The organism is Sphingomonas hengshuiensis (genome assembly GCF_000935025.1).
In the GTDB taxonomy this organism is placed as follows: Bacteria; Pseudomonadota; Alphaproteobacteria; order Sphingomonadales; family Sphingomonadaceae; genus Sphingomonas; species Sphingomonas hengshuiensis.
This window is the reverse complement of sequence record NZ_CP010836.1, coordinates 1,288,319-1,312,160: the sequence shown is the minus strand read 5'-3', so window position 1 is coordinate 1,312,160 and position 23,842 is coordinate 1,288,319. Positions and strand designations below refer to the sequence as shown.

Here is a 23,842-nt window from a genome sequence, read left to right as displayed (position 1 = left end):
GCGGCTCCGGTCACACCCACCTTCAGAACTTCGCGCGCAAGGTGCCGACGATGCGGCGCGCCTCCCCGAACGTCGCGAAATAGGCGACGCTGGAATAATAGCGCTTGTCCAAGAGGTTGCTGGCATTGACCGACAGCGACAGGTTGGGCGTCAGCGCGTAGCGGGCGAAGGCGTCCACCACCGCATAGGCCTTCTGCTCCGCGATGGTCAGGCCATCGGCCACATAGCTGATGTCGGAATAGGTCCGGCTGTTCCACAGCACATTGCCGCCCACCGTGAGCCCGCGCACGCCCGCGCCCGTCAGGTCATAGCTGGTCAGGAAGCGCAGGCTGTCGCGCGGCACTTGCGTATTGAGCGCCGCGCCGTCGCGATCCTCGACCTTCACATGGTTGAACCCGCCACTGATCTTCCAGCCCGGCAGCGGCTCGCCCGTCGCCTCCAGTTCAAAGCCTTCCGATCGGGTGCCGTCCACAGCCTCATAGACATAATCTCCCGTCGGCCCCACGGCATCGGGCACATAGACCGGGAAGTTCGATTGCCGGATATTGAACCACGCCCCCGACAGGGCGAGCCGCCCGTCCATCAATTCCGCCTTGGCGCCGATCTCGTAATTCTTGCCGGTCAGCGGATCGAGATACTCGCCATTGGCGTCCCGATAGGATTGGGGCGAGAAGATGCTGGTATAGCTGGCGTAGAGCGACACATTGGACGTCACGTCCAGGATCACGCCCGCATAGGGCGTGAACTCGCCCTTCACCGATGTCGGGCTGACGGTGCGATCTTCGCCCGTCGGCTGGTTCCAATATTCGCGGCGCCAGTCGGTCAGGCGCCCGCCCGCGATGACCGAGAGCATCGGCAAGGGCTTGACCCGCAGGGTAGCGAAGGCGGCCGTCTGCTTCTCATTATTGCCGAACTGGCCAAGATAGGGCCAATCCGGCTCGGGCAAGCCACCGCCCTGCCAATCATAATAGTTGGGAATCGACGGATCATAGCCGTCGAAATACCAGATCTGATAGTCGTCGCCGCCTTCCTTGGTGGCGTAATGGCTCGCGCCGACCATCAGCAGATCGTCGTCGCTGAAGATCCGTAACGGCCCGGAGGCGGTGCTGACCAGGCTGGTCATGCGCTGCTTGTCAGCCCAGCGGCCGGGCCAGATGCCCACGCCAGTGCCGTCCGCATTCAAAGCCCCCCGCAAGGCATAGCCAAAGACCATGTCATAGGTCTTGCGCGTCCAGTCGAGATCGGCGCGCAGCGACCATTCGCCCAGCTTCTGCTCGATCGAGGCGAATGCGCTGAGCGAATCGCGATCATAGCGCGTCCAGTCCGTGACGGTGTTGCGCGAACGGGAAAAATCCGTCGGCGTACCGTCGGTGGTGACGATCGGCACGCCGGCCATGTTGGCATCGTCGGCGCTGCGATTGAGATAATCGACGCCCGCGCGCAGCAGCGTGGTCTCGGTCAGATCGGCTTCCACCGTGCCGTAGAAGATGCTCCGGCGCGACGTGGCGCGATCGATGTTAAGCCCGCCATCCTGATAGGCGGCGACGGCGCGCGCACGGACGCGCCCATCCTTGTCGAGCGGACCACCTACATCGACCTGGCCGCGGACATAATCCCAGCTGCCACCCTGCGCTTCCAGCTGCACCTGCCAGTCGCCCGGCGCACGCTTGCGAACCAGATTGACGGTGGCAGAGGGATTGCCCGAACCATTGAGCAGGCCGGATGCGCCACGGATCACCTCGACGCGGTCATAAATGGCCATGTCCGCATAGCCATCGCCAAAACCATAGGCCGTGGGCCGGGCAATGCCGTCTACCTGCCAGTTATTGACTTCGAAACCGCGCGAATAAAGCCCGCTCTGATCGGAGTCCGGTGAGCCGCCGAGATTGTAATTGATGCCCACCGTCTGCGCCAAGGCCTGGGCGATCTCGGTAATGTTCTGGTCCTCGATCCGCTGGCGCGTGATGACCGTCACGCTTTGCGGCGTCTCGCGCAGGGTCAGCGGCATGCGCAGCGCCGTGGTTGTCACCGGCGAGCGATAGCTTCCCGTGCCCTCCGTGGCGCCCAGATCGCTCGTCCTGATCGGCGAGGCGAGCGCCACCGCGCCCGAGCCGCCACTTCCCTCCACGCGCACAGGGCCAAGCTGGATTGCGCCTCCGGCTGCCTGCGGGACAGGTTCGACCACGACCGACCGAGCCGATTGCCAGCGGAAGGTGAGGCCTGTGCCCGCGAGGAGTTGCGAAAGCGCGTCGGCGGGCGCGAACGTGCCTGACACGCCTTGGGTGGATCGCCCGCGCGTATTGACGCTCTCGGCCGTCACCTCGATCCCGGCCTGGCGTCCGAACAGGATCAGCGCATCGGGCAGCGACTGTGCGGGAATGTCGAACGACTGGGCAGAGGCCGATTCCTGGGCCATCGCAAGCGCCGGGGCGAATGCCGCCACACCGGACCCGGTCGCCAGAAGGAACGCCATCCCCATCGAGCGGCGCCGTGTATTCCATCGTCCATTCATCAGTCGCATTCCGATATCCCTGAATCATCCAGATCGGGCCGGCATGCGATCAATTGATAATGATTCGCATCCGCACAACCCTCGCTACAAGGACTCTGTGAAGCCAACCAATTTTCAGATTTTTTGCGATTTTTTCGGAGACGGAACCCATCTCCTTGAATTTATGCGATTTTACTCATGGACGACGATAACCCACGGGGTAATCTGGGTGACCGCGCCGCCCAGCGGCAGGATCATCGAACGGATTGCCTTGGACGGGTCGCGCGGATCATAGACGCCATTGACCCGGCGTCTGCCCAGCGCCGTGCTCGCCACTATGATCTTGCCCCGATACCAGGGCCGGATATCGTCGATCACATCGGATACCGCCCGGTCCCGCGCGTTCACCTCGCGCAGGGCCCAGGATGCGATGAGTTGCGGTGCGACATGGTCGGTCACGGCCTTGCCCTCCTCGCCAATCGCCACAAAGTCGCCGGCCGAGAGAAACACGGGGCTTGCCGCATAGGCGGACCGATCCACTCGCACGCGCCCATGCCGCACACCCACTTCGGTCCTGGACGGCAAGCGGCGAACATCGAAGCCGGTTCCCAGAACCGTAACAGTAACGTCATCGGCATGGACCCGGAACGGGCGGGATTTGTCGGGCTTCACTTCGAAAAGCGCCTGACCTGCCAGCAGGTCTATCCTGCGCTCGCCTCCGGCATAGCGGACCCGGATTGCTGACCCCGGCCCAAGCTGCGCGATAGAGCCGTCCTCCAACTTGGCGACCTGCAGTTCGCCCGTACCCGTGCGGTGATCGGCCTGCAGGGCAAGCACGGCTTCCGGCGCCAACCAGACTGCCAGCGCAACCGAAGCGGCAACCGCCAATACGCGCCGCTTGCGGAGAGCCTGGAGCGGATGCCCAGATCCTCGCCCGCCCCGCTCCCGCTGCCGGAACCAGCGCCGCGACGGCGCGCGCGCGCCGTCTTCCGGTCGCCGCGCCCTTTGCGGCTGCGTCTTGCCGATCAGATCATAGCTATGGTTGAGGCTTTCCCAAACTTCGCCATGCCGCCTGTCTGCCGCCAACCATTGCTGGAAACGTACCTGTATCAGCCGGTCACCCGGCTTTTCGGTCAGTGCCAGCAGCCAGTCGGTCGCTTCATCGAGGATACGCTCGGCTTCGTCCATTACCGGCAAGGTGCAATCCCGGCCCGCGACAAGCCGTAGCCGCGCGCGCCATCGTGCAGATCGCCTTGGAGGAGGACTGTCGCCCATGCCCTATAGACAGGTCTGCCCGCCTGGATTTTCAGAATAAAGCCCATGATGTTATTTGCTGCGCTTGCGGCGATAATGGCAATGCTTGATGCCATCGGCAACGAGCGTGTGGGCGAGCCCGACCGAAATCCCCAGGGAGCCGGCTATTTGCGCGAGCGTGTGCCCGCCGAACCTGTGCATTTCCACAGCGATCCGCGTGCGTTCCGGCAATTCGCCGAGCGCGGCGCGGACAAGCCTCAGTTCATTGCGCGCAATCGCGATGTCTTCAGGCGAAGGCGCGTCGCTGGCGATCGAATGGGTGATTGCCTCCACATCCACCGGACAACGCGACACTTCGAGGGCAGTACGACGATTTTCATCCACCGCGAGATTCCGGACGATACGATATAGGTAATGCAGCGGCTCGCGCAGCGTCACCGCATTGCAGGCGTTCCGGAAGCGCAGCCATGCGTCCTGCACCACATCTTCCGCTGCGCTCTCGTTGCCCGTAATTGTGCGCGCATAGTCAACCAGCGACGCACGATGCGACTGGAATAGCTTCAATGCGGCGCCTTCCTGCGACACGATTCTTGAGGCCTCCTGTCCCTGCCTCTCCACCAATCGGGCAGGCGCATACCGGATCTCCAGTTGCATAACTGCGAGTCACTCGCAATAGACCTCTTTCGCCGACAAGGTCGGTCCTCCATCAGCTCTTTCTCACGAGCCGACGTTTCCGCGTCCTGCCCGGGCAGCATGAAATGATTGACTCCGTCAAGTATTCTGGTGCAGTTGATTGCATGACCGACGCCATTGCCTCCATTCGCAGTTTCAACCGCTTCTATACGCAACTGGCCGGCGCGCTGGATGCGCGGTTCCTGGGCAGCGAGGCGACGCTTCCCGAGGCGCGGCTGCTGTTCGAGATTGCCGTGAATGAACCGGGAAGCGCCAATGCGCTGCAGGCGAGCCTGGGAATGGATGCCGGCTATGTCAGTCGCATCCTCACGCGTTTCGAGAAGCGTGGCTGGATCATCCGGGATCGCGGCACCGACGCCCGGACTCGTCCGATCCGGTTGACCGAGGCGGGGCGAGAGACATTCGCGCTGCTTGATGCGCGCCAGCGCGATGCCGTGGCGGGCATGATCGCGCGGCTCGATCCCGTCGCACAGGCCGACTTGGTCGAGGCGCTGGCAAGAGCCCGCCTCCTGCTCGACGCTACGCCCCCATCGGGCTTCACCATCCGCCCGTTCCGGACCGGTGACATGGGCCGGATCGCCGCTCGGCAGTCGATTCTCTACGCCGACAGTCATGGCTGGGGACGCGGCCTGGAGGTGGTGGAAAGCGAGGTGACGACTGCGTTCCTGCGTGATTTCAAGCCAGGACGCGAGCAATGCTGGGTCGCGGAAGTTGACGGCGTCATGGCCGGATCAATCTTCCTGACCGACGAAGGTGGCGGTATCGCGCGGCTGCGCCTTCTCTATGTCGAGCCGTTCGCGCGCGGACGACGCATCGGCGATGCGTTGGTCGGGACCTGCATCGGCTTCGCGCGGGACACGGGCTACGCGATGCTGACGCTCTGGACGCAGGCGGTGCTGGAGACCGCGCGCAGGCTTTATACCCGGCACGGGTTCGAGCGGATCGAAACCGCCGTCCATCATGATTTCGGCGAAGCGGTCACCGGGGAACGGTGGCAGCTTCGCCTCGCGCCACCGTCGGAGCGCGAGACCGCGCAAGAGGGCCTGGCAATATGATCGGCGACGTCACCTCCAGGCTCGCCACACTGGCAGACCTCGTCGCGCTCCATGATCTCATGACAGCGGCGATTGATCGACTCCAAATCGGCTTCCTGTCGCACGAGCAGGTGCTGGCCAGCCGTGCGATCATGGGGCTCGATACCCAGCTCATCCACGATCAAACCTATTTCATGGTGGAGGAGGACGGCGTACTTGCTGGCTGCGGCGGGTGGAGCCGACGTGCGACGCTCTATGGCGGTGACCACAGCGCGTCGCGTGATGCGGCGTTGCTTGATCCGCTTCGGGATGCAGCGCGAGTCCGGGCGATGTACACCCATCCGGATTTCGTCCGGCGCGGCGTAGGAAGGCGCATCCTTGACCTGTGCGAAAAGGCGGCTGCCGCCGAAGGTTTCGCCCGCGTGGAACTAATGGCGACACTTAGCGGGCAGCCGCTCTATGTGGCATGCGGATACCGCGTGATCGAACCCGCCGCAGTGGACGTGGACGGGGTCTCGGTGCCGCTCCTTCGCATGGGCAAATATTTGCGCGAATAGCACGCCAGGATGTGCGGCATGCGGCAGTCACCATCCTGTTCCACTCTTCGATGGCGTTCGCGTAGGAATTTCGCAGATATCGCGCCATGGCGAAGACCTGCGGGCGCCAGCCAACGTTCGTCCAACCAGCGCCAGCGCCGTCAGCCCGCAGAAAAAGCGGTGCCCGTTCTCATAGTTTGAACCAGCGTTCCGCGTTCGTTTGCATGAACTTGCGCTTGGTCTCGATCGGCATGTCCATGGCGTCCATCGCGCGGACCTCGGCCAGTTCATATTGATAGGGATAGTCCATGGCGTACATCACGCGGTCCTCGCCGATCACCTGCTGGCAGAATTTGATCGCAGGCTCCCATGCCATGCCGCTCGACGTCACCAGGATGTTCGACTGGAAATAGCCCTGGATCGTCTTGTTGAGCGGCTTCATGCGTTCGTACCGCTTACCGCGCACGCCCGCCTGATGCATCCAGTCCAGGCGGTAGAGCCAATAGGGCAGCGCTTCTCCCATATGGCCGACCATGATCTGCAGCGTGGGGTAGCGATCGAAGATGCCGATCGTGATCAGTCGCAGCAGGTGCAGGCCGGTTTCGACCCCGAAGCCGAACACGGCACCGTCGAGCCCCGCCTCGAGCATCGGATCGATCATGTTGTCCGGTGGCGTCGAGGGATGCAGGTACAGCGGCTGATCGGCCTCCACGAGCGCGCGGAAGATGGGATCGAACTGCGGCTCGTCGAGATAATGCCCCTGCGTGTGGCTGTTGATGATCGCGCCCTTGAACCCCAGGTCGCGGGCGCCGCGCAGGATCTCAGTGGCCGACCATTCGGGGTCCTGCGGGGCGACGGCGGTCAGGCCGACGAAGCGGTCGGGATGCGCCTGGACGGCGGCGGCGAGCTGGTCATTGGCGTCGCGCGCCAGCGCGCACGCCTCCGCCACGTCGGGAAAGGGCTGGACGCCCGGCGCAGTCAGCCCGAGGATCGCGCGATCGATCCCCGCCTCGTCCATATGCGCGATCCGCTGCGCACCCAGATCGAGCAGGCGATCAAGAACTTCGGTCGCACGCTGCGACTGGCTCGTGCCGTAGAAGCCCCATAGCGAGCGAATACCCTTGTCCGCGGTGCCGTCGCGCACGCTGCGCAGGATGGTATCGACCTGGCCCCGGGTTGCGAAAGTCTCCTCGGTCGCGATCCGGAGATAGCCTCGATCGCCGCCGGTCTTCAGTTCATGCGACATGCTCGTTCCTTCTGCTTTCCTGTGGGTTGTCGGCCCGGTCTTCCTGAAGACGGGCTCATCTTGTGTGGTCTGGCGGGCTATCCGGCGGCGGGTTCCGCGGCCTCCGTGATCCGAAAGCTGCCGGAGCGACGCCGGGTGATGACGCCGATCGCCAGTGCGCCAAGACCACCAAGCAGCATCGGTCCCGCCAGCGCGAGCAGCAGCACGGTCAACGGCACCTTCAGCGCCAGCATCTGCGCCCCGAACAGCGGCCCGAGCACCGAGCCGATCCGCCCGACGGCAAGCGCGGTGCCCACCCCCTTGGCGCGGCACGCGGTGGGATAGACCATACCCGCCGTGACGTTGCAGCCAAACTGCGCGCCGAGGATCGCGAAGCCCGCAAAGCCGGCGAGCAGGCCGAGCCAGAATGCCGGGAGCTGCGGCAGGTCGAACGCGACCACCGCGGGTGCCGCGAGCAGCAGCAACGCCGCAACCGCCAGCATTCCGAGCCGTCCGAGCAGCGCCGCCATGGCAATGCCGCCGAGCGTTCCGCCCACATGGAAGCAGGTGACGACCAACGCCGCGTCGCGATCGGTCACGCCCTTCATCTCCAGCAGCAGCGGCAGCCAACTGTTGAGGAAATAGTTCGCCAACAGCGCGGTTGCGAAGCACAGCCAGAGGAGCAAAGTGATCGGCGCCAGCCCGCCGCGAAACAGCGCGCCGATCGAGGCTTCGCCGGCGCGCTGCTCGGGCGGCGGCGCGAAGCGGGTGCCCTCGGGCAGCGCGACGTCGCGGCGCATGCGGCGCAGCACGCGCAAAATCTCCGCATCGCGTGCCCCCCGCCGGTGCAGATACTTCACCGATTCCGGCAGGAAGAAGAACAGCCCCAGCGCCGCGACCAGGGCGACGCCGCCGCCGACGACGAAGATGAGCCGCCATCCATATTCGGCCATGCCCCATAGCGCGACCAGCGGTGGGGTGGCGCTGCCCGCGCTGATCCCCAGGAACATCAGCGTGACGAGCGCCGCCCGCAGCCGCTTCGGACTGAGTTCCGAATTGAGCGCGATCGCATTGGGCATGACGCCGCCCATCCCGACTCCGGTCAGGAAGCGCAGGATGGTGACCTGTGTCACGCCGTCCGCAAAGGCGACGGCCAGGGTGGTGATGCCGAACAACACGCATCCGACGATGATCGCCAGGCGCCGGCCATAGCGGTCGCCGAGCGTGCCGAGCAGCGGCGCGCCGACAAAGATGCCGACCAGGCTCGCGCTCAGCATCGGGCCAAGGCTGCTCGCGGGGACGCCCCATTCGCGGATGAGGTGCGGCGTCGCGAGCCCGAGCGAAGAGATCTCGAACCCGTCCGCGAACAGCGCGGCGAACGACCAGAACAGCAGGCCGAGATTGAACGCGCCGAAGCGCTGGCCGTCGACGAGTGCGTCGAGATCGGCGGCGGGTCGCACGGCGGCGCTCATGGCGCCGGCGTCCACTGCGCGGCGGCGCGGAAAAAGGCGACCGCTTCGGCGGCAACCTCCGGCCCGGCATCGGGGGGATAATAGCTCAGCTTGACGACCACCGTGCGGGTCTCCGGATCGACATAGATATACTGTCCCTGCTGGCCGACCGCGGCATAGGCGGTGCTGTCGTCCAGCCGCCAAAGCTGCAGGCCATAGCCGGTACCGAACGTGCGGCTGGCGTCGGGCGCGAAGGGGATGATGGTGGTCATCTGCTCCACCCATCCTGCCGGCAGGATGCGCCGCCCGCCCGGCCCGATGCCCTTGCTCAGCATCAATTGGCCAAGCCGCGCATAGTCGCGAAGCGTTGCGTTGAACCCCATGCCGTTCATCTCGCGACCGACGCCCGGCGGGCCGTCGGCGAGGAAATAGCCATAGGATTCCATGCCGGCGGGCTCCCACAGCCATGTCGTCATGAATGTCGCGACCGGCTGGCGCGTCGCGCGTTCCAGGACCCAGCCTAGCATCGCGGTGTCGAAGGTCGAATAGTTGAAGCGCGATCCCGGCGGGGCCGCGCGCGGGGCGCCCAGCGCGACCTCGGCGAAGCGCATCCGGCCGGCGACTACGACGTCGTCGAACACGCGCTGTCCCTCGGTCTTGCGCCCGTCCACGGTACCGCGGCTCTCGCGCACGTCGGCGCCCGACCGCATCTGGAGAAGCTGGCGGATGGTCACGCCGTCATAGGCGGTGTTCTTGAGCTCGGGGACATAGGCGGACGCGAGGTCGTCGATCGACCGGATCAGGCGCTTGTCGAGTGCGATGCCGACCAGCATCGCAGTGATCGTCTTGGACATCGAATAGGCGATGTAGTGATCGCCATCGCCGCCATTGTTATAATGGCGTTCGAAAACGATCCTGCCGTCCTTCATGATCAGCAGTGCGTTGGTGAAGGTGCGGTCGATGAACGCCTCGCCCGCACGGCGCTCGCCCCCAAAGCTGTAGCCGGGAAGCGCCGCCGCGTCGCGGCGTGGCAACGCCCATACCGGGCCGCTGCGCGGGACGACGCGGGTGTCGAAGATTTCGTCCATGTTGCGGAAGGTCAGCGCGTTGAGCGTCGCATCGACCCGGTGCCGCCGTAGCTGTTGCACCGCCGACGGCACCTGTCCGTCGTCGGTGTACGCCGCAGGCGGCGTCTGCGCCGCTGCGGGGACGGCGGTGGTCGCGATCAGCGCGGACACCGCCACGATCCCGCGCAGCCGGCGCGTCTGCCCCCCCTGCCCGCACCCTGCCGCATGCATCAGAACTGCACCCGCGCGCCGAGCTTGTAGCGCCGCCCGATCAGGTCATAGGGATTGCCCGTCAGGATGCCGGTCGCGGCGAAAGTGGGTGGCGCCTTGTCGAACAGGTTCTCGACCAGGCCGAACACAGTAAACTCCGTCCCCCCGGCGGTGATCCGCTGTTGCAGGTTCAGGTCGACATACACGGCGCTGGGGAATTTGTTGATGTTGACGCTGTTGGGCAGTGCCGCATTGTAGTTCGGATCGTCCGGACCGATGCGCGTGACGTCGTTGATCGCCGCCTGGGTATAGCGTCCGCTCAGCGTCGACGAGAAGCCGTCGATGGCATAGGTCAGGTCGGCCGTCGCGACCCATTCGGGCAGGCCGCCATTGGCGAGCGAACCCGCGCGCTCGATCACCGTGCCGCGATCATAGGTCCGCAGTTCGAGGATGCGCGTGGCGAGCATGCGCAGGTCGAGCCGGCCGGCGCTCTCGGGCAGCGGCAGGCGATAGGCGAGTTCGAAATCCAGCCCACGCGTACGCAGGCGGTTCAGATTGAACGACAATTGCTGGACATTGGCGATGCCGAAGGTCGAGCTGTCGAACTGGATCTGCGGGCAGTACACCGTCTCTCCCGCATAGCAGCGCGCGATCACCTGCGTCCCAGCGACCTGGGTGATGAGACCGCGGACGTCGATGTCGAAATAGTCCGCCGACAGCTTCAGCCCCCGCGCCCAGGTCCAGTCCGGCTGGAAGACGATGCCCGCGCTCTTCGTCTTGGCGACTTCGGGCTTGAGGTTGGGATTGCCATTGCTCGACGTCGCAAGCGCGCCGGTCTGGTTGTTGAAGGGGTTTACGGTGCTGTTCACCGACACGCCCGACCCGGTATAGGCGAACAGCTCCGACAGGTTCGGCGCGCGGATGTCGCGCGACCAGGTGCCGCGCAGGCGGATGGCGCTGATCGGCTCATAGGTGAGGCCGACCTTCCAGGTGGTGACCGCGCCACTGGTGCTATAGTCGGTCCGCCGAACCGCGCCGTTCAGTTCCAGCGACTGGGCGAAGGCCATGTCCCGTGCCAGGGGCACGCCGACTTCCCCGTAGAACTCGGTCACGTTGACCCGGCCCCGATACGCCCCATAATTGGCCGCCGCCGCGATCGCCGCGAGCGAAAGCGGGTCGGACGTCGCGATCAGCTCGTCGCGCCGGGCCTCGCCGCCTACTGCGACCTGGACGTCGCCCGCCCAGGTGGCAAAGGGGGAGCCGCGAAGGTTCGCCGCCAGCACCAGGCGGCGATTGGTCCAGGCATGGTAGGTCTCCGGCGCGATGTACGACAGCGCGGCGGCAGAAGGCGCGCCCTGGCCGAAGATGTTGATCGGCACGCAGCCCGGCTGGACCTGGAGGCGCTGGGCAGGCGTCAGATTGGGGTTGGTCGCGATCGGGCCGCAGACGATGTTGCCGCTCGCATCGCGCACCGCATTCACCGCCGCGCGATAGTTGGCCGGAATGACCTGCGACAGGAACCGGAACTCGTTCTGCGATTCGCCGTACTGGGCGCTCGTGTCCCAGCTCCACTTGCTCCCCAGACGCCCGGACAGGCCGCCGACGACGCGCCAGGTCTCAAAGGTGTTGCGCTGCGGGACGCCGCCATTCTCGGTCAGGAGACGGCCCACCGTGATCGTCTGAAGATTGTTCGCGATCATCGCCGCGCGCGTGGCGGCGGGAAGGTACGCATTGTCGCGCGAGATGATGAAGCTGCTCTGGTTATAGCCGGTGTAGGTGTCCGCCTGGGTCCTGCCATAGCTGCCGACGAGCGACGCGGTGACGCCGTCGGTCAGCTCATATTCGACGCGACCGAGCGCCGCGACGCGATTCAGCGGCGTCTGGATCGGCCAGTGGAACACTTCGCTGCCCGGGTTCGACCCACCGACCATCAGGTTGCTGTAAACCGTGCCGTACTGGAACGGGTAGGTGCTGCCATCCGGGGCGAACGCCTGGCCGCGCAGCGGGCCGGCGGTGATCAGGCCGCCCACGGACTGAGTCGAATAGTTGACGCCGGTGACGAGCCCGAGCGCGGGCGTGCCGGCGGCACGCGCCGTGCCATAGGTGATCTGTCCCGGCATCAACTGGCCAAATTCGCGGTTCAGGATGATGCCAACGCCTTCGCTGCGCGTCACGTCGACGCCGGCGATGACATGGCCGCGACCGCCCGCGAACGCGGTCCCCGCCGCCAGGTTGAGCGACTGAGTCGCGCCGTCGCCACGCTCGGTGATGCCGGCCTGTGCGGACATGCGCACGCCGCTCAGCTTCTTGGCGAGCACGAAGTTGACCACGCCCGCGACTGCATCCGAGCCATAGGCGGCGGAGGCACCGCCGGTCACCACGTCGATCCGCTCGATCAGGCCGACCGGGATCAGCGACGTGTCGACCGTGCCGTCCTCAAGCGTGGGGGTAAAGCGGTTGCCGTCGACCAGCGTCAGCGTGCGCACCGGGCCGAGGCCGCGCAGGTCGACCGGCGAGGTGCCGCCGCCGAACTGGCGCTGGTTGGCGGACGGGCTGACCGAATTACGGACCGCGGGGAGCCGGTTGATCACCTCCGACACCGACACCGGCGCGCGCGTGGCGATGGCCTCGATCCCGAGCATGGTGGTCGGCGTCGGCGCGGTGAAGCCCGCTGCCTGAAGGCGCGATCCGGTGACGACGATATCCTGGGTGGGTTCGTCGGCGGGCGCGCCGTCCTGCGCGAGCGCCGTGTCCGCCGCAGCCGCGCTTGGGGGCACGTCCTGCGCCTGTGCCTGCGTGATCCCGGTAACGGCCGTCACCGCGAGCACCAGCGGCAAGCCGGCGCTCGCTCGCAGGCGGCCGCGCAATATTGAGTGCCTCATCCTCATCTCTCCCCTGTATCCCGGATCTCAGCCCGTGGCGGCTTGCTGCCGCTCAACTCTTTATCTGGCTGGTCCAGATCGATTTTGCGATGCGTCCATGGCTATGCGCCCCGCTCGCCAGCGTCCAATACCGAGTTGTTTTCGGAGCTAAAAGCTGGTGTTATAGCTGACATGTCCCTCGATCTTCGCTGGCTGCGCGCCTTTTCGGCGATCGCACAAGAGGGCAGCTTCATTGCCGCAGCGGGCAAACTGCATCTGTCGCAGCCCGCGCTCGGCCAGCAGATCCGCAAGCTCGAAGCGCATCTCGATGCGCAGCTACTCGCACGGCACGCGCGCGGAGCGCGGCTGACCGATGCGGGCGCGCTGTTCCTGCCCTATGCGCGGACGATCCTGCAGCAGGTCGCCGACGCCGAGCAGGCGCTGCGCAAGCCCGTAAGTGGGCGCGGGCGCAAGCTGATTCTCGGCGCGACTCCCGCCGCGGCGCGTGCGTTTGGACCGCAAATCATGGCGGCCTGCGCCGGCCAGCACGACCTCGAACTGGCGATCCGCAGCGTGATGACCGCCACCGCGCTCCAGCAGTTCGGCGAGGACAAGCTCGATCTGGTCATCTGCTACCTTCCGGCGCCGAAGGCCGTACGGATCGTGCCGCTATATCAGGAGGCGTTCTGCCTCGTCGGGCCGTCCGCGCTGTTACCTGAGGGAGGCGCGCCGATGCCGGTTCGCGCGCTGGGCAATTACCGGCTGATCCTCGATCCCAGCAATCGCCTCCTCGTCGAGGAGTTGTACCGGCCCTATGCCTCCGCCCTCGATGTCGTGGCCGAGGTGGAGCCGGCCGGGATCACGCCGGACCTGCTCGAGCAGAGCGGTTGCTGTTCCGTGCTGTCGCGCGGGCTGTTCGCCGACGAAATCGCTGCCGGACGCCTGCGATGCGCGACGATCGTCGGCCCCTCGCTCGTCCGCACCATTTCCTTCAGTGCGCGTGCAGAGGTGCCCGCCAGCGACATCGACCTGGTCCTGCAGGTCGTGACCGAGCGCGTCGATCGCGAAATCGCATCCGGCACGCGCGGCTGGTTGCCGCCTGACGCCTGACGCATCGTTCCCGGATTGCGGACGAAAGCGGTTCGCCCGCCTGCGCCGGCATTTGGGCGTCGGCTGCGATCGCTGTCCCCCCGCGGCAATCGCTTGCCGAATTGTATCCTTGGCAAACAATTCGGCAAGCGACTATGTATCGTCGGAGACGCCTGCGCGCGGCCAAAGGTCGCCTGGCGGGACAGGAGAGGAAACCAGATATGCACGCTTTCAGGATGCTGATCGACGGACAATTGCTCGACGGGTCGAGCAGCTTCGACGTACTCAATCCGGCCACTGCCGAACCCTTTGCACGCTGTCCCAAGGCCGACGAATCGATGCTCGATGCAGCGGTCGCCGCGGCGAAGCGCGCGTTTCCGGGCTGGGCCGCGACACCGATCGATCAGCGCGCCGCGCTGGTTGCGACGCTGGCCGATCGGCTCGAGGCGCGTGCGGCGGAGTTCGCCAGCCTGCTCACGAGCGAACAGGGCAAGCCGCTCGATCAGGCGATGTATGAGATCATGGGCTCCGTGTTCACGCTACGCGCCTTCGCCGCGATGCGGATCGCGCCCCGCACGCTGCGCGAGGCCGGCGGCAATGTGGTGACCGAACATCGCACCCCGCTGGGCGTCGTGGCGGCGATCACGCCCTGGAACTTCCCGGTGATCCTGGTGATGAACAAGCTTGGGCCGGCGCTGGTCACGGGCAACACGATGGTGCTCAAGCCGGCGCCTACGACGCCGCTCACGACCCTGTTGTTCGGCGAGATTTGCGCCGAGGTGCTTCCCGCCGGCGTAGTCAACACGATCTGCGACCAGAACGAGCTGGGCGCAAAGCTGGCGGGGCACCCCGATGTCGCCAAGGTCGCGTTCACCGGATCGACTGCGACCGGCAAGAAGGTGATGGCGACGGCGGCGGACGGGGTGAAGCGCGTCACGCTCGAGCTTGGCGGCAACGACGCCGCGATCGTCCTCGACGACGTCGATCCGCGCCAGGTTGCGCGCAAGGTCTATGGCGGCGCGATGGCCAATGCCGGCCAGATCTGCGTCGCGATCAAGCGTGCCTATGTCCCCGCGGCACTGTACGACGATTTTTGCGACGAACTGGCCACGCTCGCCAAGGCGGCGATCGTCGATGACGGCGCAAGGCAGGGCACGACGATCGGCCCGATCCAGAACAAGATGCAGTTCGACAAGGTCAAGGCGCTGCTCGACGATGCCCGCGAGCGCGGCACCATCCTCTCCGGCGGCGAGGCACTCGACCGGCCCGGCTACTTCATCCCGCCCACGATCGTCCGCGACCTCGACGACGAAGCGCCGCTGGTGCGCGAAGAGCAGTTCGGGCCGGTGCTGCCGGTGCTCTCCTATCAGGACATCGACGACGTCATCGCGCGCGCGAACGCGTCCGACTATGGGTTGGGCGGGTCAGTGTGGGGCAAGGACCTGGCGCGCGCCACCGATGTCGCGCGGCGGATCGACACCGGCACGGTCTGGGTCAACCAGGTGCTCGCGATCGACGCGACGATCCCGTTCCGCGGCGCCAAGCAATCGGGCCTGGGCGGCGAACTCGGCGAGGCCGGGCTCCACGAATATACCCAGGCGCACATCATCAACGCCGTGGCGCTGGAAGACGCCTGACTTAGTCTTCGCCGCGCCGGGCCTCCATTGCGGGGCCCGGCGCGGAGCCCGCCCTAGGTCCCGGCGTGCAGCGCATAGTCATAGCGGCCCGTCCGCTGCGCCTCTGCCGGCACCCAGCAGCCATGGAAGGTCGATCGCACCCGCACCGGCAGCTTGATCGTCGCGACCGGCCCCGCCGCCAGATTTAGCGCGTCGAGCACCACGAGATCGCTGCGCCCCTGCGCGACGCGCGCGACCGGCACGAGCAGCCAGCCATCGCCCTCGGCGCTGTCGGGGCTGCGCGGCACGAACTGGCATTCCTGCACGCTGTCGCCCGGCCCCGGCGACCAGGTTTCGAATGCGCCGGTTGCGAGGTCGAGATGCCCCGTCGCGCTCGACCCGTCCTGCGACCGCGCGGCGATCACATAGCCGTGGCGATAGGTGCGCCCCTGATAGCGATCGTCGGTACGCGGCATCTCGCACGGGGTGTTGAGCAACCGCTGCTTGTCGAAGCCGCCGTCGTTGCGCTCCAGGTCGAGCGTCAGCCGCGTGAGGAACGGCGGCACCCCCGGCACATGCTCACCCGTCGGAGTGGGAAAGAAGGGGAAGCAATTGCCCTCGTACAGCACGACATCGAGGAATACCCGGCTCCCCTCGCGATGCGCGTTTAGCATATGGCCTGCGCTCGTCGCCGGCCCCTTGAACCAGCGGATGTCGGCGGCGGTGCCATAGCGCGGCACCAGCGCGACATGCGTCTCCTGATCGGGATACCAGCGATAGAAAGTGCCGCCTTCGCGCGCATGGGCATCGTCGTGGATCAGCGGGAAGAACGGGAAGACGATCCATTCGTCGGTGATCGCGAAATCATGGACGCACGCGGCATAGGGCATCTCGAACCAGATTTCGTTCTTCTTCGCGCCGGTCTCGTCGAACAGATAGAACACGATGTCCTTCGATCCGTCGCCGCGTGCCTGGTACGAGAAGGCGAGCAGCTCGTTGGTGATCGGATCGACCTTGGGATGCGCGGTGAAGCTGGTCGCGCTGATCTGGCCGTTCAGGTCGGTGCGGCCGATCGTCTCCAACGTGTCGGGGTTCACCTCGTAAGGATGGTCATCCTCCTTGAGCGCATAAAGGTGCCCGGCATGGAACATCGCGGTGGTGTTCGCGGTGCCCATATGCGTGTCACCCGCAGCAGGATCGTTGGTATAGCGATTGCGATAGCGGCCGAAAAGCTGGCGCTTCGCGCGCTGCTGGAGCTTATAGCGTTCGGTGTGCACCCAGCGGCTGCGATAGCTGACATGCCCCTGTTCGAAGCGGAACATGTGCATCATGCCCTCGCCATCGATGAAGATGTCGTCATTGCGCTTCGACGGATATTGCCAGTCGGCGCCGTTGCGATACAGCGTGCCCTCCAGCCCCTCGGGGATGGCCCCCTGCACGATCTCGAGCCCCTCGATCGCGCTCTCGGTGCGCATCGGCTCGCCCCAGCCCTTGAACAGCTCGTTTTCCGGAAAGCGCAGCGGTTCCATGTCTCTCTCCTCAGGTCCGCGCATGCGCGGCGATAAAGTCCAGCAGCGCGCGCCCGACTGCGTCTTCGCTCGATCCCAGCGACAGCGCGGGCGACAGATGATTGTGGCCGGCAAGCCGCAGCATCGGCGCGAAGCTGCCCTTCGCCGCGTGCCACTCGGCGACGAACTGCGCGGCCTGGTGCTGGAAGTCGGCGACGTCGAACTCCGCCACCGTGGCGAGCAGCGGCACTGCACTCGCGATCAGCCCGGCGCGGGTCGACGCTTCGGCATAGGCGGCAGGATCGTCGCCATAATAGGCCCGGTGAAACGCATTGGCGTCCGCGCTTGCGCAATCGAACACGCACGACAAAAGGATCGCCCCGGCAACCCCGCCGCCCGGCGCGACATGGAAGCGCGAATGCGCGACATAGCTGGCGACATGCACCGCCCCCGCCGAGGACCCGGCGAGGAAGAGGCGATCGGGATCGCCGCCATATTCCGCCGAGTTCTCGCGCAGCCAGGCGATTGCCGCCGCCACATCCTCCGGCCCGGCGGGCCAGCGCGCGTCGGGCGCCAGCCGGTACGTCATCGTCACGCCGAGCAGGCCGTGGCGCGCGGCGAAATCGCCGACATTCTGGTAAAAGGGCAGCCCGAGCGGCGAACGCTTGTCCCCCTGCACGAACCCGCCGCCATGGACATAGAGCAGGATCGGCGCCCGATCGGCACCGGGTCGGCGGAACAGGTCGATCCGGTGGCGCGGGTGCGCGCCATAGGCGACGTCCTGCGTCACCTCGACTGCGGGATCGAACCCGCCATGGCGTTCGGCGAACAGCGCCTGCGTCGCCTGCATCATCGGCAGGCTCAGTTCGGTGCCCAGCGCCGCGATGCGCTCTCGCAAATCGGGGCTCATGCTTCGCTCACCAGCAGGACGGGCTTGATCGTGCGGCCATGCTCGACATCGTCGAACGCGCGGGCGATCTCGTCGAAGCGATAGGTCTGGATCATGCGCTCGAACGGAAAGCGCCCCTGCCGCCAATATTCGATCAGCCGGGGCAGGAAGATGCGCGGGTTGGCGTCGCCGCCCAATATGCCGCGCAATTGCCGCCCGCCCGCCAGCATCGGGAACATCGCGGGCGCCCATTGCCCCATCGGCGCCGATACGAACGCGGCGGTGCCGTTCATCGCCAGGCAGTCGAGCGCCTGGCTGTGCACCGACGGCGCGTTGGTGGTGTTGAGCGAGTAGCGCACCCCGCGCCCGGTGATCGCGCGGACCTGTGCCACCACATCCTCCCCCGCGAGCAGCGTATCGGTCGCGCCGAGTTCGCGCGCGAGATCGAGCCGCGATGCTTCGCGATCGACTGCGATGATCCGCTCCGCCCCTACCAGCCGCGCCGCCATCACCGCGGAAAGCCCGACCCCGCCGACGCCGAAGATGGCGATGCTGTCGCCAAACCCCACCCGCAGCGCCTCGATCACCGAACCGGCGCCGGTGATCACCCCGCAGGCGAGCGGCCCGAGCAGTTCGAGCGGCACGTCGCTGGGGACCTTTATCGCGGTGCGCTCGGGCACGATCGCGTGGCTTGCGAACGACGATTGGCCGAAGAAGTGCGAATGCAGCGGCTCGCCCTTCGCCGACAGCGACGTGGACCCGTCCAGCCGTTTGCCGCCAAAGGTCAGCGGCATCGCCAGATCGCAATAGGTGGGCCGGTTGTTCAGGCACGACGGGCATTCGCCACACGACGTGCCGCTCAACACGACAGGGTCGCCGACCGCAAAGCCGCGCACGCCCTCCCCCAATGCCTCGACCACGCCCGCGCCTTCGTGGCCCAGCACGATCGGGTGCGGCGCGAGGCGACCGGGATGTTCGTGGACATCGGTGTGGCACACACCCACTGCGACGATCCGGACGCGCATCTCGCCTGCGCGCGGCTCTGCGAGTTCGACGTCCTCGATCGTCGGTGCGGGGGTGCCGGGCCGGCTGACGGCTGCCGAAATCCTCATGCCAGCTTCTCGTTATACGGCGCGGGATTGTTTCGCGGCTTGACCTTCATCACCATCTCGCCCTGCCACGGCACCTGATCGGCGGCGGTCCAGGCGTTGACCCACAGGGACTGGAAGCGCCACACGCCTTCCTTCTTGGTGACGTGATCGCGGCGGGTGCCGATGCCGAAGACGAAGTTGTTGTTATAATCGACATTATACTGGATGATCTGGAAGAAGCAGCGAACATCGACTTCGCCTTCCTCCTCGCGCGGCTCCATGATGAGCGTGTTCATCAGATGCTGGCGCCCGTACCACCAATGCTGGCGGTCGTTCCAAAGCGAGCGGAGGTTGGCTATGATGGCCTCGTGCCCCTGCACGCGCCCCTGCCACAGATGGTCGAACCAGCCGTCCTGGGTGAAGGCCGACAGCACCATCGCCTCATCGGCAAGGTCGATGCCCCAGGCGTAGCGCGAATAGGTCTCCTGGATTTCCAGTCGGTCGAGTGCGGTCAATTGCCAGGCCATAATCGTCTCCGTCAGGGGCCGCCGACGCTCAATGCGCGCCGGGCTTGCCCAGATGATGGTCGTTGCGAATGTCGGCGACCGGGCCGTGCTGCGTCAGCAGCGCCTTTCGCCGGACGAAGCGCAGGATCGATTCGGGGCCGGTGCGCGACCCGCCCAGCCCCGAAAAACCGAAGCTGTTGGTGCCGATAGTGCGGTTCTTCGCGAAGGTGAGGAATGTATCCTGGAGGAACACCGAACCGGCGTTGACGCGCTCGCCGATCGCCATCGCCTCCTCCGCGCTGCCCGCGATCACCGAAGCGGTCAGGCCGAAATCGGTGTCGTTCGCCAGCGCGACGGCCTGGTCGATCTCCTGATAGGCCATGACCGGCACGATCGGGCCGAACGTCTCTTCGCGCATCAGGCGCATATCGTGGGTTACCCCGGTGACGATCGTCGGCCGCATATAGAGCCCGCCGCCAATCTCCTCGACGTCGCCGCCGGTCAGGATCGTCGCGCCCTTTGCGACCGCATCGGCCAGATGCGCGGCGACGATCGCCGCCTGTGGGGCGAAGGTGAAGGGGTGGAGATGGCCGGCGCGCGGATCGTCGGCGTTGAGCCGCACCTCCCCCGCCTTCTCCACCAGCCGCGCGACAAAGGCGTCATGGATGCTGTGGTCGACATAGACGCGCTCGATCGAGAAGCAGACCTGTCCCGTGGCGTGGACCGCGCCGCGCAGCACCGCGGTCGCTGCGCGTTCGAGGTCGGCGGCTGCGGTCACGATCGCCGGGTCCTTGCCTCCGAGTTCGAGGAAACAGGGAATGAGGCGCTCGGCACAGGCGATGGCGATCTTGCGGCCCGTCGGCACGCTGCCGGTGAAGCAGACCAGATCGCTCGCGGCGATCACCGCCTGCCCGGTTTCGGCATCGCCCATCGCGGTGTCGAACACGGCGGCGAGTTCGGGCACGGCGCGGACGCTCTCGAACAGGGGTTCGATGAAGCGCGGGGTGATTTCGGACGGCTTGAGCAGCACTGCCGATCCCGCGAACAGCGCCGGCACCGCATCAAGCAGCGCGAGCATCATCGGCGCGTTCCACGGGCTGATGACCCCGACCAGCGGATAGGCGACCAGTTGCGTGCGCACCTCGACCTGCGGCATCGCGCGCGACGGCCCGGCGAACGCGGCGCGATCGAGTGCGGCGGCGGCATCCTCGATCCATCCGCCGATATTGCCCATGGTGATGAAGCCCTGGAGATACGACGTGTGGCATCCGCCGGTATCCTCGGCGTCCGCAGCGGCGATGGCGTCGGCGCGCCGGGCGACTTCGCCGAGCCAGCGCCGCATCACCGCGATCCGTCCATCGAGGCCCAGCGCCGCCCAGCCGGGCTGGTTCGCGCGCAGGCATCGCGCCTTTTCCGCCACCGATGCGGGCGGTGTCACGGCCAGTTGGAAGTCGATCGCCCCGGTGCGCGGGTTGCGCACCGACAGATGGCGTGCGTCGCTGTCAGCCATGCTGCGAATCCCTCCTAATGCGTCTTGCGGTCTTTGGATAAACCGTCCGACGTCATTGTATATTGCGGGGTTGAGGAGTCAATCTCCGGGTTTTCGGTGATACCAACCGGACTATCGCTTATGGCAGCGGGGCGAACTTGAACCCCGTTATCCCAGCGCAGGCTGCGATCCATTCAGCCGCTCCGCTGGAAGAGAAAACGCGGAGCGAGCACCGAATGGATCCTGACTTTCGTCAAGATGACAATCTGTTCTGCTTTTTGCGGCACTCCGCATCACCGGGCGGGTCTGCGGACCAGGTCTGTAGGTATCGTCCCCGGGAATCGCAGATGGTGGCTATGCGCCGCGACGATCCGCCGGAGCAGCCCAATCAACAGCCGCAGATCGCCACCGCCCAGGTCCGGGAACGCCGCGCGCTGCGATCGATCGGCGCGCACTTGTTGTTCGGCGAGCGCATCGCGGCCCGCGTCGGTCAGGCGATACAGCCGCTCGCGGCCATCGGCGGCGGAGCGATGCGCCGATACCCAGCCCTGTTTAGCGAGCGCGCGGAGGATGACCGCGCAGGTCGATGGATCGAGGCCGTAGAGCCGGGCGAAGCCGGTCTGGGTGATCGCGTCCCTTCGGCTGAGCACGTAGAGCAGCGCGAACTGACGCAGCGACGCGCGGGTATCAGGGCTCAGGGCAGCGAACGCCGCCTGAAGATGCTGCAATGCGCGCCGGAAGAGGAAGCTGGGGGCATCCTGCGCGCCGGCGGGCTGCGCAAGCGGGGGCGCCGGGCTGCGCGGGTTTGCCTTCAGTCCGGCGAGGATGTCGAGCAGCCGGTCGCGATCTTCGGCCGTGAGCGGCGCGAGCAAATCGCGCTGCAACTCCGCGAAATCGGCGGCCATCCCGGCGAGTGCGGCAGTTCCCTCGGCAGTCAGCGACACTTGGGCGCGGCGACGATCCTCAGCGCAAGTCGCCCGCGCGATCCATCCCCGCGCTTCGAGATTGTCGAGCACGAGCCCCACGGTCGACTTGTCCATCCCGGCGGCGCGGGCGAGCGTGATTTGCGGCATGGCGCCGTGCTGCCCCAGCAGCAGGAGCAACTCGCTTTGCGCCAGCGTCGTCATCGGCTGACGGCGGGCGTAGAGCGCGGTCGCGATCTGGTCGATGCGCGCGAGCAGGAAGCCCGGCTTGCGGAACAACACGGCCATGATCGCCGAATCGCTTTCGGCAGAGGTCGTTGCAATCTCTTCAGTGGCGATAGGCGCGTGCATCGGCACAGCCTAAACGGTCGCGGGCTGGAAATCCAACCCGCGCCGCGCGCCGCTACAGACCGATCGTCACCGACTTCAGCTCGGTATAAGCCTCGACCCCGGCGCGCCCATTCTCGCGGCCCCAGCCCGATTGCTTGTACCCGCCCAGCGGCATCGCGGGATCGACCCCGCCGCCGCCATTGATCCGCACCGTCCCCGCCTTGAGCCGCCGCGCAAGCTTCAGCGCGATCGAGATATCGCGGGTCCACACCGCCGAGGACAGCCCATAGTCGGTCGCATTGGCCGACGCCGCGATCGCCTCGACATCGTCGTCGCCGAACCGCATCGCGCACAGCACCGGGCCGAAAATCTCTTCCTCGACGACCTTCATCCCCGATACCGTCCCCGACAGCACCGTCGGCTGGACGAAATAGCCATGGCCATGATCACCCTCGGTGATCCGCGCGCCGCCGACATCGACGCTCGCGCCGTCCGCGCGACCGCTTTCGACATAGCCCAGGACGCGGTCGAGCTGGACCTGGCTGACCAGCGGCCCCATCTCGGTTCCCGGCGTGAGCCCGGCCCCCACCCGCAGCGTGCGGGCGCGTGCGGAAATGCCCGCGATCACTTCGTCATAGACGCGCTCATGCACATACAGCCGCGATCCGGCGGCGCAGACCTGTCCGGCATTGCCGAAAATGCCCATCGCTGCGGCGGGAATCGCCTTTTGCAGATCGGCATCGGCGAAGATCAGCGTCGGCGACTTGCCGCCGAGTTCGAGCGTCACGCGCTTGAGGTTGCCGGTCGACGCGTGCACGATCGCCTTGCCGACCGATGTCGATCCGGTGAAGCTGATCTTGTCGACGCCGGGATGCGCGGCGAGCGCTGCGCCGGCGGTCTCGCCAAAACCGGTGACGATATTGACCACCCCGGCGGGGAAGCCCGCATCGGCGATCAGTTCGCCGAGCAGCGCGGCGCTGAGCGGGGTCTGTTCGGCGGGCTTGAGCACGACGGTGCACCCGGCGGCGAGCGCCGCTGCGATCTTGCTCACCGCCATCACGAACGGGAAGTTCCAGGGCACGATCGCGCCGACTACCCCCACCGGCTCGCGCAGGCTCATCGCCTGCCACTCGCCCGGCCACGAGATCTGCATCGTCTCGCCGGTGAGCTTGGTCGCCCAGCCGGCATTATAGCGCAGCGCCTCCGCCGCGCCGAACACCCCGGCGAACTTGGCCATCATGAAGGGCATTCCGTTGTCGAGGGTTTCGGTGAGCGCGATGCGTTCGCCCGCCGCCTCGATCCGGTCGGCAAGCGCGTGGAGCAGGCGCGCGCGCTGGGCGGGGGGCGTGGCGGCCCAGCCTTCGAACGCTGCGCGCGCGGCCTTTACCGCGCGATCGACGTCCTCGCTGGTGCCCGATGCGGCGTGCGCGAAGACCTGGCCGGTCGCGGGGTCGACGACGTCGAACGTCTCGCCCGACGCGGCCTCGACGAACGCACCGCCGATGAACAGCCGCCGGGGACGTGCGGCATGGTCGTCGCGCAGGGAGGCGAGCGTCTCGCTGGAATAAGGTGCATTCAT

18 protein-coding genes are annotated in these 23,842 nt (G+C 66.4%); 4 read left to right on the top strand and 14 right to left on the bottom strand.

All coding sequences use genetic code 11. The annotated features are described in order from the left end of the window. Positions 1 to 22 precede the first annotated feature (22 nt). From TS85_RS05740 to TS85_RS05730, 3 genes are all read right to left on the bottom strand, one after another. A complete protein-coding gene (locus tag TS85_RS05740; RefSeq protein ID WP_044330955.1) occupies positions 23 to 2,521 on the bottom strand; it encodes a TonB-dependent siderophore receptor in 2,499 nt (832 codons plus the stop codon). A 162-nt stretch (positions 2,522 to 2,683) separates the two neighbouring features. Continuing rightward, positions 2,684 to 3,679: a FecR family protein gene (locus tag TS85_RS05735; RefSeq protein WP_052507772.1), complete on the bottom strand. Its 996-nt coding sequence runs from the start codon at positions 3,677 to 3,679 to the stop codon at positions 2,684 to 2,686. Between the two features lie 138 nt (positions 3,680 to 3,817). Further along, entirely contained in the window at positions 3,818 to 4,399 is a 582-nt protein-coding gene (locus TS85_RS05730) for a sigma-70 family RNA polymerase sigma factor (protein WP_077228487.1), read from the bottom strand. Positions 4,400 to 4,542: 143 nt separating this feature from the next. Between TS85_RS05730 and TS85_RS05725 the strand changes: the two genes are divergently transcribed. Together TS85_RS05725 and TS85_RS05720 are read left to right on the top strand one after the other, a co-directional pair. After that, entirely contained in the window at positions 4,543 to 5,493 is a 951-nt protein-coding gene (locus TS85_RS05725) for a bifunctional helix-turn-helix transcriptional regulator/GNAT family N-acetyltransferase (protein ID WP_044330950.1), read from the top strand. After that, positions 5,490 to 6,029 (top strand): GNAT family N-acetyltransferase, encoded by a 540-nt coding sequence (locus tag TS85_RS05720; protein WP_044330947.1) that lies wholly within the window; start codon positions 5,490 to 5,492, stop codon positions 6,027 to 6,029. Before TS85_RS05725 ends, TS85_RS05720 begins: the two co-directional genes overlap by 4 nt. A 169-nt stretch (positions 6,030 to 6,198) precedes the next feature. Here the strand turns inward: TS85_RS05720 and TS85_RS05715 are convergent, their stop codons facing one another. From TS85_RS05715 to TS85_RS05700, 4 genes are all read right to left on the bottom strand, one after another. Then, positions 6,199 to 7,254, bottom strand: a complete 1,056-nt coding sequence (locus TS85_RS05715) for an amidohydrolase family protein (protein ID WP_044330944.1) — start codon at positions 7,252 to 7,254, stop codon at positions 6,199 to 6,201. A gap of 77 nt (positions 7,255 to 7,331) precedes the next feature. Next, complete coding sequence (locus TS85_RS05710) at positions 7,332 to 8,705, bottom strand: MFS transporter (RefSeq protein WP_044335942.1); 1,374 nt, start codon at positions 8,703 to 8,705, stop codon at positions 7,332 to 7,334. Then, positions 8,702 to 9,982, bottom strand: a complete 1,281-nt coding sequence (locus tag TS85_RS05705; RefSeq protein WP_052507770.1) for a serine hydrolase domain-containing protein — start codon at positions 9,980 to 9,982, stop codon at positions 8,702 to 8,704. The genes TS85_RS05710 and TS85_RS05705 overlap by 4 nt, the downstream gene beginning before the upstream one ends. Then, positions 9,982 to 12,789 (bottom strand): TonB-dependent receptor domain-containing protein, encoded by a 2,808-nt coding sequence (locus TS85_RS05700; RefSeq protein WP_227698779.1) that lies wholly within the window; start codon positions 12,787 to 12,789, stop codon positions 9,982 to 9,984. The genes TS85_RS05705 and TS85_RS05700 overlap by 1 nt, the downstream gene beginning before the upstream one ends. 225 nt (positions 12,790 to 13,014) lie before the next feature. Between TS85_RS05700 and TS85_RS05695 the strand changes: the two genes are divergently transcribed. After that, positions 13,015 to 13,932 carry a LysR family transcriptional regulator gene (locus TS85_RS05695; RefSeq protein ID WP_044330939.1) on the top strand — a complete coding sequence of 306 codons (918 nt, stop codon included), beginning with the start codon at positions 13,015 to 13,017 and terminating at the stop codon, positions 13,930 to 13,932. A 200-nt stretch (positions 13,933 to 14,132) separates the two neighbouring features. After that, positions 14,133 to 15,548: an aldehyde dehydrogenase family protein gene (locus TS85_RS05690; RefSeq protein ID WP_044330937.1), complete on the top strand. Its 1,416-nt coding sequence runs from the start codon at positions 14,133 to 14,135 to the stop codon at positions 15,546 to 15,548. A 53-nt stretch (positions 15,549 to 15,601) separates the two neighbouring features. Here the strand turns inward: TS85_RS05690 and TS85_RS05685 are convergent, their stop codons facing one another. From TS85_RS05685 to TS85_RS05655, 7 genes are all read right to left on the bottom strand, one after another. After that, positions 15,602 to 17,056: a carotenoid oxygenase family protein gene (locus TS85_RS05685; protein ID WP_044330934.1), complete on the bottom strand. Its 1,455-nt coding sequence runs from the start codon at positions 17,054 to 17,056 to the stop codon at positions 15,602 to 15,604. 10 nt (positions 17,057 to 17,066) lie between these two features. Continuing rightward, positions 17,067 to 17,945 carry an alpha/beta hydrolase gene (locus TS85_RS05680; RefSeq protein WP_044330931.1) on the bottom strand — a complete coding sequence of 293 codons (879 nt, stop codon included), beginning with the start codon at positions 17,943 to 17,945 and terminating at the stop codon, positions 17,067 to 17,069. Further along, positions 17,942 to 19,036, bottom strand: a complete 1,095-nt coding sequence (locus tag TS85_RS05675) for an NAD(P)-dependent alcohol dehydrogenase (RefSeq protein ID WP_044330928.1) — start codon at positions 19,034 to 19,036, stop codon at positions 17,942 to 17,944. Before TS85_RS05675 ends, TS85_RS05680 begins: the two co-directional genes overlap by 4 nt. After that, a complete protein-coding gene (locus TS85_RS05670; RefSeq protein WP_044330925.1) occupies positions 19,033 to 19,542 on the bottom strand; it encodes a nuclear transport factor 2 family protein in 510 nt (169 codons plus the stop codon). Before TS85_RS05670 ends, TS85_RS05675 begins: the two co-directional genes overlap by 4 nt. Before the next feature lie 28 nt (positions 19,543 to 19,570). After that, a complete protein-coding gene (locus tag TS85_RS05665) occupies positions 19,571 to 21,031 on the bottom strand; it encodes an aldehyde dehydrogenase family protein (RefSeq protein ID WP_044330923.1) in 1,461 nt (486 codons plus the stop codon). Between the two features lie 272 nt (positions 21,032 to 21,303). Beyond that, positions 21,304 to 22,221 (bottom strand): MarR family winged helix-turn-helix transcriptional regulator, encoded by a 918-nt coding sequence (locus TS85_RS24005; RefSeq protein WP_162184702.1) that lies wholly within the window; start codon positions 22,219 to 22,221, stop codon positions 21,304 to 21,306. A 115-nt stretch (positions 22,222 to 22,336) separates the two neighbouring features. Further along, complete coding sequence (locus tag TS85_RS05655) at positions 22,337 to 23,842, bottom strand: aldehyde dehydrogenase family protein (protein WP_044335936.1); 1,506 nt, start codon at positions 23,840 to 23,842, stop codon at positions 22,337 to 22,339.

Excerpts from the sequence above, each read along its gene's own strand:
- TS85_RS05665 (WP_044330923.1), bottom strand. The coding sequence starts at position 21,031 with ATGGCTGACAGCGACGCACGCCATCTGTCGGTGCGCAACCCGCGCACC.
- TS85_RS24005 (WP_162184702.1), bottom strand. The coding sequence starts at position 22,221 with ATGGCCGTGTTGTTCCGCAAGCCGGGCTTCCTGCTCGCGCGCATCGAC.
- TS85_RS05735 (WP_052507772.1), bottom strand. The coding sequence starts at position 3,679 with ATGGACGAAGCCGAGCGTATCCTCGATGAAGCGACCGACTGGCTGCTG.
- TS85_RS05720 (WP_044330947.1), top strand. The coding sequence starts at position 5,490 with ATGATCGGCGACGTCACCTCCAGGCTCGCCACACTGGCAGACCTCGTC.
- TS85_RS05690 (WP_044330937.1), top strand. The coding sequence starts at position 14,133 with ATGCACGCTTTCAGGATGCTGATCGACGGACAATTGCTCGACGGGTCG.
- TS85_RS05670 (WP_044330925.1), bottom strand. The coding sequence starts at position 19,542 with ATGGCCTGGCAATTGACCGCACTCGACCGACTGGAAATCCAGGAGACC.
- TS85_RS05685 (WP_044330934.1), bottom strand. The coding sequence starts at position 17,056 with ATGGAACCGCTGCGCTTTCCGGAAAACGAGCTGTTCAAGGGCTGGGGC.
- TS85_RS05715 (WP_044330944.1), bottom strand. The coding sequence starts at position 7,254 with ATGTCGCATGAACTGAAGACCGGCGGCGATCGAGGCTATCTCCGGATC.
- TS85_RS05710 (WP_044335942.1), bottom strand. The coding sequence starts at position 8,705 with ATGAGCGCCGCCGTGCGACCCGCCGCCGATCTCGACGCACTCGTCGAC.
- TS85_RS05705 (WP_052507770.1), bottom strand. The coding sequence starts at position 9,982 with ATGCATGCGGCAGGGTGCGGGCAGGGGGGGCAGACGCGCCGGCTGCGC.
- TS85_RS05695 (WP_044330939.1), top strand. The coding sequence starts at position 13,015 with ATGTCCCTCGATCTTCGCTGGCTGCGCGCCTTTTCGGCGATCGCACAA.
- TS85_RS05725 (WP_044330950.1), top strand. The coding sequence starts at position 4,543 with ATGACCGACGCCATTGCCTCCATTCGCAGTTTCAACCGCTTCTATACG.
- TS85_RS05740 (WP_044330955.1), bottom strand. The coding sequence starts at position 2,521 with ATGCGACTGATGAATGGACGATGGAATACACGGCGCCGCTCGATGGGG.
- TS85_RS05730 (WP_077228487.1), bottom strand. The coding sequence starts at position 4,399 with ATGCAACTGGAGATCCGGTATGCGCCTGCCCGATTGGTGGAGAGGCAG.
- TS85_RS05675 (WP_044330928.1), bottom strand. The coding sequence starts at position 19,036 with ATGAGGATTTCGGCAGCCGTCAGCCGGCCCGGCACCCCCGCACCGACG.
- TS85_RS05655 (WP_044335936.1), bottom strand. The coding sequence starts at position 23,842 with ATGAATGCACCTTATTCCAGCGAGACGCTCGCCTCCCTGCGCGACGAC.
- TS85_RS05680 (WP_044330931.1), bottom strand. The coding sequence starts at position 17,945 with ATGAGCCCCGATTTGCGAGAGCGCATCGCGGCGCTGGGCACCGAACTG.